This window comes from Cellulomonas algicola (assembly GCF_019024305.1).
In the GTDB taxonomy this organism is placed as follows: domain Bacteria; phylum Actinomycetota; class Actinomycetes; order Actinomycetales; family Cellulomonadaceae; genus Cellulomonas; species Cellulomonas algicola.
The window spans coordinates 149581-162992 of record NZ_JAHKSJ010000002.1 but is presented as its reverse complement, the minus strand read 5'-3'; the positions used below and the strand labels follow the sequence as shown (position 1 = coordinate 162992).

Here is a 13412-nt window from a genome sequence, read left to right as displayed (position 1 = left end):
CGACGACGAGCGGCGTTGTTCGATGCTAACCACAGGGGGTACCCCCCACTGCCCGTGTTCGCCGCAGGCGTGAAAGGCGACCCGGACGGGCGGTCCGTCCGGGTCACGGGCCTGGCGTGACGCGGGCGGCACGCGGCGGTTTGCGAGGATGGGCCGGGTGAACGTCGACTTCCCCGTGCTCGAGCCGCCCGTCCTCGACGAGGTCCCCGACGTGCGCCTCGTCGCGCTCGACATGGACGGGTCGCTGCTCGACGACGACAAGCGCGTGCACCCGACGTTCTGGCCGCTGCTCGACGAGCTCCTCGCGCGCGGCGTCATGGTGTGCCCCGCGAGCGGCCGGCAGTACGCGACGCTGCGCGCCCAGATCGGCCGTGACGACCTCGTCTACGTCGCGGAGAACGGCGCCTACGTGGTGCAGGGCGGCGTCGAGCTCAGCTCGGACACGCTGGCGACGGCGACGGCCCACGACGTCGTCGAGGTCGTCCGTTCCGAGGCCGCTGCCGGCCTCGACGTCGGCACCGTCCTGTGCGGCAAGCGGTCCGCGTACGTCGAGCGGTCCGACGAGCGGTTCCTCGCGCAGTGCGAGCCGTACTACGCGCTGCTCGAGGTCGTCGACGACCTGCGCGCGGTCGACGACGACGTCCTCAAGGTCGCCGTCTACGACTTCGGCCCCGCCGAGCGCGGCGCCGGTCCCGCGCTGTCCGAGCTGCGCCGCGAGTCGCGCGTCGTGGTCTCCGGGCAGCACTGGGTCGACGTCATGAGCCGCACCGTCGACAAGGGCGCCGCACTGCGGTCCGTGCAGGAGTCTCTCGGCGTCACGCGCGACCAGACCATGGCGTTCGGCGACTACTTCAACGACCTCGGCATGCTCGACGCCGCCGCCTGGTCGTTCGCGATGGACAACGCGCACCCCGAGGTCCGCGCGCACGCGCGCTTCGTCGCCCCGTCGAACAACGCCAACGGCGTCGTCCGCACCATCGCCTCCGCGCTGGGCATCGCGATCGGGTGACGGTCCTGGGCGCGGTCGCGTCCCGGCGGCACGATCGACGCTGACGGCCGACGACGGGTCCCGTCTCCGTCGCCGAGATCCGCCGCCCGGTTGAGCCGAAGCCGTCCTCGGGCTGGCGTCGGCTGTTCGCTCGCTGACCAGCAGGTTTCGCACGTCGTCGGACAACCCGGACGCGATCCGTCCGGTTACCGCCCTAGCGTGGCGCGCATGGACACGATCACGTTCCTCCGCCCCGACGGGCTCGTGCAGAGCCCCGCGTTCTCCCACGCCGCCGTCGTGCCGCCCGGCGCGACGACGATCTACGTCGGCGGGCAGAACGCCGTCGACGCGTCCGGCGCCCTCGTCGGCGGCGACGACGTCGCCGCCCAGGTCACGAAGACGATGGCGAACCTCGTCACCGCCCTGGGCGCGGCCGGCGCGGGCGTCGACGACCTCGTGAGCGTCACGGTGCTGTTCGTCGACGGCGTCGACCTCGCCGCCGCGTACGGCGCCGCCGCTCCGGCGCTGGCACGCGAGGGCGCGCCGCCGCTGGTCACCGCCGCCCGCGTGGCCGGACTCGGCGTCCCCGGCGCGCTCGTGGAGGTCTCGGCGATCGCGGCCGTCGTCCGCTGACCCCGCCCTCGCGCAGGTCGCGTCCGGGGCCGTGGTCGTTGTGCGGCGGCGCCGCGCGGGTGACGATCGGGCTCATGACGACCGACGCCCGCACCGCACCCACCGGGACCACCACGAGCACGACCGACCCGCTCACGACGCTGCGGGCCGCGATCGACCGCGTGCCGGGGTACCTCGACGCGGCGACGTGCGGCCTCCCGCCGCGCGCCACGGCCGACGCGATGCGCGCCGGGATCGACGCGTGGCAGGCGGGGCGGATCGACATGGCCGCGTACGACGACGCGGTCGACCGGTCCCGGGCGGCGTACGCGCGGATCGTCGGCGTCGACACGTCGTCGGTCGCGATCGGCGCGCAGGCGTCGAGCCTCGTCGGCCTCGTCGCGGCGAGCGTGCCCGACGGCGCCGAGGTCGTGGTCGTCGACGGGGACTTCGCGTCGGTCGTCTTCCCGTTCCTCGTGCACGCCGACCGGGGCGTGACGGTGCGTCAGGTACCGCTCGAGGAGCTCGCGGCGAGCGTCGACCCGTCGACGGCGGTCGTCGCGTTCTCGCTCGTGCAGTCGCGCGACGGTCGGGTCGCCGACGCCGACGCGGTCGTGGCGGCCGCCCGGGCCGTCGGCGCGCTCACGGTGTGCGACGCGACGCAGGCCGTCGGCTGGTTCCCCGTCGATGCGGGCCGCTTCGACGTGACCGTCGGTGCCGCGTACAAGTGGCTCGCCGGTCCGCGCGGTGCCGCGTTCCTCACCGTCGCCGACACCGCCCGCGAGCGCCTGCGCCCGCTCTCGGCGGGCTGGTACGCGGGCGAGGAGATCTGGCGGTCGATCTACGGCCCCGAGATGACGCTCGCCGGCGACGCGCGCCGGTTCGACGTGTCGCCCGCGTGGCTCGTGTGGCTCGGCACCGCCCCCGCGGTCGAGGCGTTCGCGACCGTCGACCCGCACGACGTGCGCGCGTACGACGTCGCGCTCGCGGACGCGTTCCGGGGCGGCGTCGGGCTCGGCCCGGGCGGCAGCGCGATCGTCTCGCTCCCCGACGACGACGCCGGCACGCTCCGCGCGGCCCTCTCCGCCGCGGGCTGCCGGGTCGCGGGTCGCGGCGGCGGCGTCCGGCTGGCCTTCCACGTCTGGAACGACACGGACGACGTGGCCCGCGCGCTCACCGCCGTCCAGCCCCACCTGCCCGGCTGACCCCTACCCCCGCGGCGCGTCATCCGTCGCCCTCGCTGCCCGGTCGGTGCGGTCGGGCGGCCGACCCGGGTCTGCGTACCGCACCGCCCGCCAGAGCGGTACCCAGACCCGGTTCACGGGCCACCGCACGCCCGCGGCGCGTCGGGCGCGCAACGCCGGGGTCGTCCCGCGCCGGTCCAGCGGCGCTGGCGTCGCTGTCCGCGGACCCGCGCACGCGGACAGCGAGGGCGCCGGCGCGAGAGGGTGGGTGGCATGGGCGGGGACGAGTCGACGAGGCGCGGGCCGGTGGACGTCGCGGGGGTCGTGCTGACGCCCGGTGCGGGCGCCGACCGGGACCACCGGACGCTCGTCGCGCTGGAGGCGGCGCTCGCCCCGCTACCCGTGCTGCGGCTGAACTTCCCCAACCGCGAGCGCGGCAGCCGCGCCCCCGACCGCCCGGAGGCCGCGGTCGCCCACCTGCGCGCGCACGCGACCGCCTTCGCCGGGACGCTCGGGGTCGGGACCGAGCGGCTCGTCCTCGGCGGCCGGTCGTTCGGCGGGCGGATGTCGTCGATGGCGGTCGCCCAGGGGTTCCCGGTGGCCGGGCTCGTCCTGCTCTCGTACCCGCTGCACCCGCCGGGCAGGCCCGACCGCCTGCGGGTCGAGCACCTGCCCGACGTCGCCGTGCCGGTGCTGGCGGTGTCGGGCCGGCGCGACCCGTTCGGCTCGCCCGGCGAACTGACGACGCACCTGTCGACCGTCCGCGGCCCGCTGAGCACAGTCTTCGTCACGGGCGACCACTCCCCGAAGGACGACGCGGCGGTGACGACAGCGGTGCGCGACTGGCTGCTCGGCACCGCTTCCTGAGCGGACCCTGAGAGCGCGCCCTCGACACCTCGGGGCACCCCGACCCACGATTCGGGGATCTCCCGGATGTCCGGTCTGTCCCCTTCTGCGAGAGCGTCGTCCTCACGGGGACGCCGGGCGCGGAGGGTGCGCCGGGCACCCCGGACCACGCGCGTCGCGCACGTCGCGCACCCCTGCGGGGCGCCCCGTCCGCACCTGGCACTGCCGCACCGGAGCAACCGCCGCACCCGCACACCGCACCGCCGCACCACGCACCGGCCGTCCCTGTCGTCGAGACCCGAGGAACCGTCATGTCCCAGGTCGCCGGGTGGATCACCCACCGCTACGTGAAGTACGTCGTCATCGCGTTCTGGCTCGTCGTCACCGCGCTCCTCGGCCCGCTCGCGGGCAAGCTCACGAGCGCGCAGGAGAACGACGCGGAGTCGTGGCTCCCCGCGGACGCGGAGTCGACGGAGGTGCTCGCGGCGGCGGCCGCGTTCCAGCCCGACGACGTGGTGCCCGCGGTCGTCGTCTACGAGCGCGACGGCGGGCTGCTGCCGTCGGACCAGGAGACGGTCGCCGCAGACGTCGCGGCGTTCGCCGACCTGGACGGGCTCGCGGGGGACGTCGTCGGGCCGATCCCGTCGCAGGACGGCGAGGCGGTGCAGGTGATCGTGCCGATCGAGGCGCCCGACGGCTGGGACTCGCTCGGGCCGACCGTCGAGTCCATCCGCACGACTGTCGCCCAGGGCGCCGACGGCCTGGTGCCGTACGTGACCGGGCCGGCGGGCCTCGCGGCCGACCAGTCGAAGGCGTTCGAGGGGATCGACTCGACGCTGCTGTTCGCGGCGGGCGGCGTCGTCATCGTCATGCTGCTGCTCACGTACCGGAGCCCGGTGCTGTGGCTCCTCCCGGTCGTGTCGGCGGTCGTCGCGCTGACCGTCGCGCAGGCCGTCGTGTACGTGCTGGCGAACCGCTTCGACCTCACGGTGAACGCGCAGAGCGCGGGCATCCTCACCGTCCTGGTGTTCGGCGCGGGCACGGACTACGCGCTTCTCCTGGTGGCCCGGTACCGCGAGGAGCTCCGCAAGCACGGCGACCGGCACGCGGCGATGGCGGAGGCGCTGCACCGCGCGAGCCCCGCGATCATCGCGTCGGCCGCGACCGTCGCCGCCGGCACGCTCGTGCTGCTGCTCGCGACGATGAACTCGACCGCCGGGCTCGGACCGGTCGCCGCGATCGGCATCGGCGTCGCGCTGCTCGTCATGCTCACGCTGCTGCCCGCGCTGCTCGTGACCTTCGGCCGCTGGGTGTTCTGGCCGAAGGTGCCGCACCTCGGCGACGACGAGCCGACGACGCACGGCGTGTGGGCGCGGATCGGCGCGCAGGTCGCCCGTCACCCGCGCCGGATCTGGCTCGCGACCGCGGCCGTGCTGGCCGTCGCGAGCATCGGCTGGCTCCAGCTCGACCCGACGGGTCTGTCGAACGAGGAGTCGTTCCGCACGGCCCAGCCGTCGATCGCGGGCGAGAAGGTCCTCGAGGACCACTTCGACGGCGGGGCGGGCGCGCCCGTCGTCGTGCTCGCGGACGCCTCGCAGGCCGACGCGGTCCGCGTCGCGTTCGCCGGCGTCGAGGGCATCGACGCGGACTCCGTGAGCGAGCCCGTGGTCACCGACGGCCTCGCCTACCTCGAGGGGACCCTGGAGTCGGCGCCCGACAGCGACGCGGCGGACGCGACCGTCGACCGCGTGCGCGACGCGGTGCACGCCGTCCCCGACGCCGACGCGATGGTCGGCGGGTCGACCGCGATCGACCTCGACGCGCAGCGCGCGTCCGCGGCGGACAACCGGCTGCTCATCCCGATCATCCTGCTCGTCGTCTTCCTGGTGCTCGTGCTGCTCCTGAGGTCGCTCGTCGCCCCGCTCGTCCTCATGGGCACGGTCGTGCTGAGCTTCGGCGCCGCCATCGGGATCAGCGCGCTCGTCTTCCGCTACGCGTTCGGGTTCGGCGGCACCGACTCGTCGTTCCCGCTCTTCACGTTCGTGTTCCTCGTGGCTCTCGGCGTCGACTACAACATCTTCCTCATGACGCGCGTGCGGGAGGAGGCGCTGCGGCTGGGGCACCGGCGGGGCGCGCTCGTCGGCCTCGCGGCGACGGGCGGCGTCATCACGTCCGCGGGCCTGGTGCTCGCGGGGACGTTCGCCGCCCTGGGCACGCTGCCCGTCGTGTCGTTCGCCGAGATCGGGTTCGCCGTGGCGCTCGGCGTGCTGCTCGACACGCTCGTCGTCCGCTCGATCCTCGTCACCGCGCTCAACCTCGACATCGGGCCGCGCATGTGGTGGCCGAGCGCCCTGTCCCGTCGACCTGAGCCGACGCACGCCCGGCACGCGGTGGACGGTCCCGACGCCGCGCGGCAGGAGCCCGTCCCGACCCGCTGACGACGGCCCGAGAGCCACCGGGCCCGCCCCGCACGCGCGACGCGGGACGGGCCGGCGGCTCGTGCGCGACCGCGGGACGGCGCGCACGACGGGCGGTGCGCCGCGTGGCGTGTCAGCGGTGCGGTGCTCCCAGCGCGCGCTCGAACGCGTCCAGCAGGGGCGCCGAGAACAGCACGAAGCGCACGAGCGCGATCCCGCTCGGGTGCGTGTGCCCGTCCTCGTCCGGGCGCTCGGTCGACCCCTGCCACGCACGTGCGGCCGCGACGCCGATCCGCGCGACCTCGTCGGCATCCCACCCGTAGGCACCCGCGCTCACCGCGGGGAACGCGATGCTCGCCGCCCCGACCTCGACCGCCCGTTCGAGGGACCGCGTGAAGCACGACGCCAGGTCGGCGGTCTCCCGCTGCCCGCGGTTCCAGTTCGGGCCGACGGTGTGCACGACCCAGCGCGCCGGCAGGTCGAAGCCGGGCGTGACGACGGCGTCCCCGACGGGCAGACCGTCCGGGTAGGTCGTGCGTCGCACCTCTCGGCACGCCTCCAGCAGCCGCGGCCCGGCCGCCGCGTGGATCGCGCCGTCGACCCCGCCGCCGCCCAGCAGCGACGAGTTCGCGGCGTTGACGACCGCGTCGACGTCCTGCGTCGTGATGTCCCCCCGGACGGCCTCGATCTGCATGCGACCCATCCTGGGGTGGGCTCGGGCGCCCGGCCAGCGGCGCGGGGGCTCGCGCGCCCGGTTTGCCCGGGTCTAGCGTGCGGACCAGGTCGCACGTCGCGGCCGGTCGGGACGGCAGGGCGGCGGTCGGGACGGCACGGCGGGCGGTCGCGCCGGCTCGCACGACGCCGCGACGCGGGACACGAGGTGCGCAGGGTCGCGCGGGAGCGAGGTGGCGGGGTGCCGACGAGGACGACGAGGACCACGACGAGCGAGCCCGCGTTCTCGCTGCGCTCGCTGGAGGTGCGGCACGCGGTCGGCTGGGTCGTCGGCGTGGTGCTGGTGGCGGGCGTCGGCGCCGTGGTGTGGCACCTGGTCGACGTGCGCTCGACCGGCCAGCTGGGCGCGCTCGCGATCGGTGCACTGTGCGCGGGCGGGCTGCTGCTCATCGCGGTCGGCTGCGGGACGTTCACCGCGGAGTACGTCAAGGTCACGACGACGGAGACCACCGAGTCCGACCCGGGCGCGGGTACCCGTGACGCGCCGACGGCGGCCGTCCAGGCGCTCGTGCCGCAGGTCGCCGCCGGCCTCGCGAAGCTGACGCCCGCGCGCTCGCTGATCTTCGCGGGCATCACGCTGCTGCTCGTCGCGGGCGCGGGCGCCGGGATCGGCTACACGCTCGACCAGGTCGCGGGCAACGCACCCGCGAGCAAGCCGAGCCCCGGCCCGAGCGGCTCACCGGTCGAGTCGGGCAGCTCGGGCACGACCGGTCCCGCGCCGTCCCCCGACGACTCCTGAGCCCGACCCAGGACCTCGGCTCCCCCGACCGCTGCGGCACGCCGCACGCCCGTCCCGCGCTCGCGAGGCGACCGGGCGGCCGACCTCACCCTGGCGGACACCGGCCGGGCACCCGACCGCCGCGTGCCATCCTGGGCGCATGTCGACCGAGGTCAGCGGCACCCCGACCGGCTACGCCCGTGGGCGCGCGACGCGCGAGGAGATCCTCGACGCCGCGATGCGACTGTTCGGCGAGGTCGGGTACACGTCGGCGTCGCTGCGTGAGGTCGCGTCCCGCGTCGGCATCACGCACCCGGGCCTGCTGCACCACTTCAAGAGCAAGGCCGCGCTGCTCGAGGCGGTGCTCCAGCGCCGCGACGAGATCGACGAGGCCGCGATCCGCGCGGACCGCGAGGCGGGCGTCGACTACTTCGAGGCGCTCGTCCTGCTGGTCGAGCGCAACGCGCGCCGCCCCGCGATCGTCGAGCTGTTCACGACCCTGTCGGGCGAGGCCACGTCACCGGGCCACCCCGCGCACGCGTACTTCCAGGACCGCTACGCGCGCGTCGTGGGGACGACCGCCGAGATGCTCGAGGAGCGCCGCCGCGCCGGCGGCCTGCGCGCGGGCGTCGACCCGCTGACCGCGGCCCGCCTGCTCGTCGCGGTCATGGACGGCCTCCAGGTCCAGTGGCTGCTCGAGGCCGACGCCCCGGGCGCGCGCGTCGACATGGCCGCAGGCCTGCGCGCCGCCTACGCGGCGTTGTTCGTGCCGGTGGACGACACCGCGCGGTAGCGGACCGCCGAGTGCCCGTGGATCGCGACGGGCCGCGGTCCGGAGGCGCCGGACGGCGGTCGTCGCTGACGGCCGCGGTGCCGCCAGCGGCGGCCCCTGTCGCCGCCGTGTCAGGCGTTCGCCTTCTCCACCAGCACGTCGAGCTGCTCGGGCGTCAGCGGCGACAGCCCGAAGTCGGCGAAGACGCGCGCGGGCGTCTGCGCCAGCATCGCGGCCATCGACTCGTCCATCGGCGGTGCGTCGTCGGCCGCCAGCACGGCGCCGATGAGCGGCCCGCCGACAGGGTGCGCCATCCACTCGGCGAGCGTCGACCACGCGGTGAGCTCGCCCCACAGCGGCTGCCCGACGACCTCGACGGAGGCGCTGCCGCGCACGTCGCGCGACGACGCGCCGACCTCGACGACGAACGTGCCGCCCTCGACGACCCAGCGCCGGAGCCCGGGGTGCCAGTACGACAGGTCGCGGGCGTCGAGCGTGAACGTCACGGTCTGCGACTCGCCGGGCGCGAGCGCCACCTTGGCGAACGCCTTGAGCTCACGCGTCGGCCGCAGCACGGACGCCTCGGGGTCGCGGACGTAGACCTGCACGACCTCGGCGCCGGGCCGGTCGCCGGTGTTGGTGACGGTCGCGGACACCTCGACGCGCACGTCGGCACCTTCGCCGAGCGCCCGCGCCCGGACGTCCGAGTAGCCGAAGGTCGTGTACGTCAGCCCGTGGCCGAACGGGTAGGCCACGTCGACGCCGCGCGTGTCGTACCAGCGGTACCCGACCAGGACGCCCTCGCCGTACCGGACGACGCCGCCCTCGCCGGGGAAGTTGCCGAACGCGGGGGTGTCCTCGATCCGCAGCGGGATCGACTCCGCGAGGCGGCCGGACGGTGCGACGGTCCCGAGCAGCAGGTCGGCGACGGCGGACCCGCCCGCCTGCCCGCCGAGCCACGTCTCGAGCACGGCGGCGGCGCGGTCGCGCCACGGCAGCGAGACGGCGGACCCGTTGGCGAGCACGACGACGACGCGCGGGTTCACCGCGGCGACCGCCTCGAGCGTCGCGACCTGGTTGTCGGGGAGGCCCAGCCGGGGGCGGTCGTAGCCCTCGGACTCGTCGGGCCCGGGCAGGCCGAGGAAGACGACGACGGTGCGCGCCGTGCGGGCCGCCTCCACCGCGGCCGCGCGGTGCGCGTCGTCGTCGCCTGTCGGCCCGCCCGAGATCGTGAAGCCGGGCTCGAACGGCAGGTCGGTGCCCGTGGCCGCCCGGAGCGCCGTGAGCGCGTCGTCGAGGCGGGTGGGGACGACCTGCGAGGAGCCGGCGCCCTGGTAGCGCGGGGTGCGGGCGAACTCGCCGACGACGAGCAGCCCGTCGCCGCCGTCGAGCGGCAGGACGGGTGCGCCGTCGACGGGGTCGTTCTTCAGCAGGACGGCACCGGCCGCGGCCGCCTCGCGGGCCAGGGCGTGGTGCGCGTCGACGTCGACCGTGCTGTCGGCGTCCGCCAGGGCCGGGAGCGCGCGGGCGATCAGGTGCAGGACGCGGCGGACGGCGGTGTCGAGGACGGCCTCGTCGAGCGTCCCGGCGCGGACGGCGTCGACGACGGCCTCGTCGGGGCGCGGGCCGGCGGCGGGCATCTGGAGGTCGAGGCCGGCGTCGAGCGCGGCGACACGGTCGTGCACGGCACCCCAGTCGCTCACGACGAGGCCCTCGAAGACCCACTCGTCGCGCAGGACCTCCGTGAGCAGCCAGTGGTGCTCGGACACGAACGTGCCGTTGAGCTTGTTGTACGCGCACATGACGGTCCACGGCTGCGCACGCGTGACGACGCGCTCGAACGCGGGCAGGTAGATCTCGCGCAGCGTCCGCTCGTCGACCTCCGCGGAGACGCGCATGCGGTCCGTCTCCTGGTTGTTGGCCGCGTAGTGCTTGAGCGACGTGCCGACGCCCTGGCTCTGGATGCCGTCGACGAGCGCGACGCCGATCTCCCCCGCGACGACCGGGTCCTCCGAGACGTACTCGAAGTTGCGCCCGCACAGCGGGGTCCGCTTGATGTTGACGCCGGGGCCGAGGAGGACGGCGACGTCGTGGGCGCGGGTCTCGCGACCGAGCGCCTCGCCGACGCGTCGGACGAGGTCGACGTCCCACGTGGACCCGAGCGCGGCGGCGGTCGGGAAGCAGGTGGCGGGGACGGAGTCGAAGAGGCCGAGGTGGTCCGCGCCGCTGCGCTGCTTGCGCAGGCCGTGGGGCCCGTCGGTGAGCATCAGGGCGGGGACGCCCAGGCGCTCGACGCCCTTCGCGTGCCAGAAGTCGCGACCGGACGTGAGGGCGGCCTTCTCCTCGAGGGTGAGCGCGGCCAGCACGTGCTCGACGTCGAACGGTGCGTACCCCATGACGGCTCCTCGTCCTCGCGACAACGGACGACCAAAAACCTACCAGCCGGTAGTGAATGTGCCGAGAGCCTCGCGGCGTCGCGTGACGCGATGCGACGGGGTCGACGCCGCCGGACGCGAGCCGGACGGGAGGAGCTCGGCGAACCGGGGCGCGAACATGACGAAGGCCCCTCGGTCGCTTACACCGAGGGGCCTACCTCCCAGCCTAACGAGCGTCCTGCCCCGGACGGGTGAACTGCGGGTGGCGTGTCCACACATTCCGTCCACAGCCCTGTGGGCAACCGGTGTCGGCCCTGCACGAGCTGTGGACGAACCTGTGGGCGCACCGGTGGACAAAAGTCGGCCTCCCGACCCTCTTGCACGCCCCCACGACACAGGACTAGAACTTCACCAACGAGCTCGACGGCATCAAGATCGCAGGTGAGAGGCCCTTTCGAGGGCGGACCACCCGCGACGAGGGCTGTCGGGCACGGGCCGACCGGAGAACGGGCGACCAGCTCGACGAGGCAACTCGTCGACCTGTGGACGACGACACAGGGGTCGCAACGGACCGGAAGGCCGGACGCAGTCCTCCCGCCCGCGGCGGACCGACGGCGCCGACGCCCCCCCGGGCGACGGAACCGGAGGAAGGCCGGGTGACGGGCAGGAACCGCACCGTCGCAGCGGTGTCCTCGCCGGTCCTCCGGCGGACGCGGACCTGCGGCCACGGGAAGGCCCCTCGGACGCTTACTCCGAGGGGCCTTCTCCGTGCGTGCCGGCAGGGGCGACTCGCGACACCGTCAGCGGGTGCCCGGTGCACGCACCCGGGGCGGGCTGCCGGTCAGGCAACCCGCCCCGGGCGGTCGTACGGCCTCCGGTCAGCGAGCGCCGACCTCGAGGATCTTCGCCCAGGTCAGGCGGCCGACGATGCCGTCGGCGACCAGGCCGTGCGCCTTCTGGAACGCCTTCACGGCCGCCGTGGTGCGCGGGCCGAAACGGCCGTCCACCTGGGCGCCGACGGCGCGCTGGATGAGGACGACCGGCTGGCCGGTCGCGCCGCTCGAGATGCCGCGGTTGATCAGCACCTGCGGGACCGACACGGTGACGACCGGGCGGACACCCGTCCCGCCGTTGGCGACCTGCACGAGCACGGCCCAGGTCCGCGGACCGACGATGCCGTCGGCCACCAGGCCGTGGGTCCGCTGGAACGCGACGACCGCCGCCCGCGTGGCCGGCCCGAAGACGCCGTCCTGCGGGGTGCCGACGATCCGCTGGATGATCACGACCGACGGGCCGGTGGCCCCGCGCTTGACGCCCTGCGCGATCTGCGCCGCCGGGATCGCGTCCTTCGAGAGGACGGGGGCGGGTGCGGACGGTGCGGGGGCGGCCGGCGCGGTCGGCTGCGCGGGAGCGGAGCCCGTGGCGACGACCTCCCAGACGTAGTCCAACGGCTGCGAGTAGTGGCCGTCGGCCACCGCGTAGACGCGGATCGTGTGCCGGCCCACCGCGAGGCCCGTCAGGGTGAACTCGGTGCCGTCGACCTCGACCGGGGTGACGCTCTGGGCGCCCTCGGGCAGGTCGACGACGTACTCGAGGGTCGCGCCGGGGTCGGTCGCGACGGCGAACCGGGCGGTCGTCGACGTGGTGGAGGCGTCGGGCTTCGCCAGCCACGACGCGGACACCAGCGGCGCCTCGGCGACGTCGACCGTCACGGTCGACTCGTTCGACTGCTCGCCCTCCTCCGTCCAGACGGAGAACGTGAAGGTGAACGTGCCGGCCGTCCGCGGGTACAGCGTGACGACGTGCGTGTCCTCCCAGTCGAACTGGAAGCCGAGCGCCTCGCCGTCCGTGGTCCACGCGTCGAACCCGGTGACCGTGTGGGTGCCCGCGGTCACGTGGTCGTCGAGGTCGATCGTGGTCTGCTCGTCGACGGTCGCGGCGAAGGAGAGGGTCTCCGGGACGGACGGGGCCACGACCGAGGAGTCGACGGTCCAGTCCCATGCGGTGCCGTTGTGGTTGCCGGCCGCGTCCACGACGGCGAAGTCGATGAAGTGGTAGCCCTCGGTCAGACCGGTCAGCTGGACCGTGCTCCCGGTCACGACGACGGGCTCGTCGCCGTCGAGGCTGTAGGTCACCGTGGCACCGGGCTCGCTGGTCACGCCGAACGTGAGCGACGTGGCGGTCGTGTGCCGTCCGGGGCGCTCGAACACCGGGGGCGTGACCGAGATGTCGGCCTCCGTGTCGACCGTGAACGTGCCCGAGGCGATCTGCCCGCCGGCGTAGTCCACGCTGTAGGTGTGCGGGCCGTCGGCGAGCGCCGGACCCTCGAACTCCCAGCCGCCCAGCGGGTCGGAGGGCGTGGACGTGGTCGCGCCGTCGATCGTGATGTCGACCACGCCGCCGAGGCCGTCGGTCGTGCCGGCGAAGTTGGGGGTGTCGTCGTTCGACAGCGCCGCGGGCGCGACCGTGACTGTCGCGGCCGGCGGGACGGCGGACGCGGGGACCGTGGCGACGGCGGTGAGAGCGGCGGTCAGGATGGCCGCGGCGGCGGCGGAGGCCCCGCGGCGGGCGCGGGAGGACGTGCGTGCAGACATGCGGATGGTGCCTTCCGTGTCAGGCATCCCGAGTGGAGACCCGTGTTGACTGATCGGCTGGTCAGAGGCGTTCCTGAGTGGTGACGGACGCTGCCCGCAGCGCGGCGGGCCGATCGACCGCGGCCCAGCCGTCACGTCTCGCCCTCCGGGTGCCCCTGACAACCGACGCGACCC

General features: G+C 74.9%; 10 protein-coding genes. 7 read left to right on the top strand and 3 right to left on the bottom strand.

The window, feature by feature from the left end; all coding sequences use genetic code 11:
- Positions 1-157: 157 nt before the first annotated feature.
- From KOV94_RS00815 to KOV94_RS00795, 5 genes are all read left to right on the top strand, one after another.
- Entirely contained in the window at positions 158-1009 is an 852-nt protein-coding gene (locus KOV94_RS00815; RefSeq protein ID WP_308160299.1) for a Cof-type HAD-IIB family hydrolase, read from the top strand.
- 207 nt (positions 1010-1216) lie between these two features.
- Positions 1217-1621 (top strand): RidA family protein, encoded by a 405-nt coding sequence (locus KOV94_RS00810; RefSeq protein WP_124342156.1) that lies wholly within the window; start codon positions 1217-1219, stop codon positions 1619-1621.
- Between the two features lie 74 nt (positions 1622-1695).
- Entirely contained in the window at positions 1696-2805 is a 1110-nt protein-coding gene (locus tag KOV94_RS00805; RefSeq protein ID WP_218050956.1) for an aminotransferase class V-fold PLP-dependent enzyme, read from the top strand.
- A gap of 252 nt (positions 2806-3057) precedes the next feature.
- Complete coding sequence (locus KOV94_RS00800; protein ID WP_218050955.1) at positions 3058-3651, top strand: alpha/beta hydrolase family protein; 594 nt, start codon at positions 3058-3060, stop codon at positions 3649-3651.
- A gap of 290 nt (positions 3652-3941) precedes the next feature.
- On the top strand, positions 3942-6068 hold the full coding sequence (locus tag KOV94_RS00795; RefSeq protein WP_218050954.1) for an MMPL family transporter: 2127 nt from the start codon (positions 3942-3944) through the stop codon (positions 6066-6068).
- A 112-nt stretch (positions 6069-6180) separates the two neighbouring features.
- On the opposite strand, the gene KOV94_RS00790 is transcribed toward KOV94_RS00795, so the two are convergent.
- Positions 6181-6741: an O-acetyl-ADP-ribose deacetylase gene (locus tag KOV94_RS00790; RefSeq protein WP_124342152.1), complete on the bottom strand. Its 561-nt coding sequence runs from the start codon at positions 6739-6741 to the stop codon at positions 6181-6183.
- Between the two features lie 219 nt (positions 6742-6960).
- Between KOV94_RS00790 and KOV94_RS00785 the strand changes: the two genes are divergently transcribed.
- Both KOV94_RS00785 and KOV94_RS00780 read left to right on the top strand, forming a co-directional pair.
- Positions 6961-7518, top strand: a complete 558-nt coding sequence (locus KOV94_RS00785) for a hypothetical protein (RefSeq protein WP_218050953.1) — start codon at positions 6961-6963, stop codon at positions 7516-7518.
- A gap of 139 nt (positions 7519-7657) precedes the next feature.
- The gene (locus tag KOV94_RS00780; RefSeq protein ID WP_218050952.1) at positions 7658-8290 is read left to right on the top strand and encodes a TetR family transcriptional regulator; all 633 of its coding nucleotides are present in this window, start codon (positions 7658-7660) and stop codon (positions 8288-8290) included.
- 110 nt (positions 8291-8400) lie between these two features.
- Here KOV94_RS00780 and KOV94_RS00775 read toward each other — a convergent pair whose 3' ends face one another.
- Together KOV94_RS00775 and KOV94_RS21050 are read right to left on the bottom strand one after the other, a co-directional pair.
- Positions 8401-10665, bottom strand: a complete 2265-nt coding sequence (locus KOV94_RS00775) for an aryl-beta-d-glycosidase (protein ID WP_218050951.1) — start codon at positions 10663-10665, stop codon at positions 8401-8403.
- An 857-nt stretch (positions 10666-11522) separates the two neighbouring features.
- A complete protein-coding gene (locus KOV94_RS21050) occupies positions 11523-13238 on the bottom strand; it encodes a peptidoglycan-binding domain-containing protein (protein ID WP_269467820.1) in 1716 nt (571 codons plus the stop codon).
- Positions 13239-13412: the final 174 nt, after the last annotated feature.

Excerpts from the sequence above, each read along its gene's own strand:
- KOV94_RS00810 (WP_124342156.1), top strand. The coding sequence starts at position 1,217 with ATGGACACGATCACGTTCCTCCGCCCCGACGGGCTCGTGCAGAGCCCC.
- KOV94_RS00805 (WP_218050956.1), top strand. The coding sequence starts at position 1,696 with ATGACGACCGACGCCCGCACCGCACCCACCGGGACCACCACGAGCACG.
- KOV94_RS00800 (WP_218050955.1), top strand. The coding sequence starts at position 3,058 with ATGGGCGGGGACGAGTCGACGAGGCGCGGGCCGGTGGACGTCGCGGGG.
- KOV94_RS00795 (WP_218050954.1), top strand. The coding sequence starts at position 3,942 with ATGTCCCAGGTCGCCGGGTGGATCACCCACCGCTACGTGAAGTACGTC.
- KOV94_RS00790 (WP_124342152.1), bottom strand. The coding sequence starts at position 6,741 with ATGCAGATCGAGGCCGTCCGGGGGGACATCACGACGCAGGACGTCGAC.
- KOV94_RS00780 (WP_218050952.1), top strand. The coding sequence starts at position 7,658 with ATGTCGACCGAGGTCAGCGGCACCCCGACCGGCTACGCCCGTGGGCGC.
- KOV94_RS00775 (WP_218050951.1), bottom strand. The coding sequence starts at position 10,665 with ATGGGGTACGCACCGTTCGACGTCGAGCACGTGCTGGCCGCGCTCACC.
- KOV94_RS21050 (WP_269467820.1), bottom strand. The coding sequence starts at position 13,238 with ATGTCTGCACGCACGTCCTCCCGCGCCCGCCGCGGGGCCTCCGCCGCC.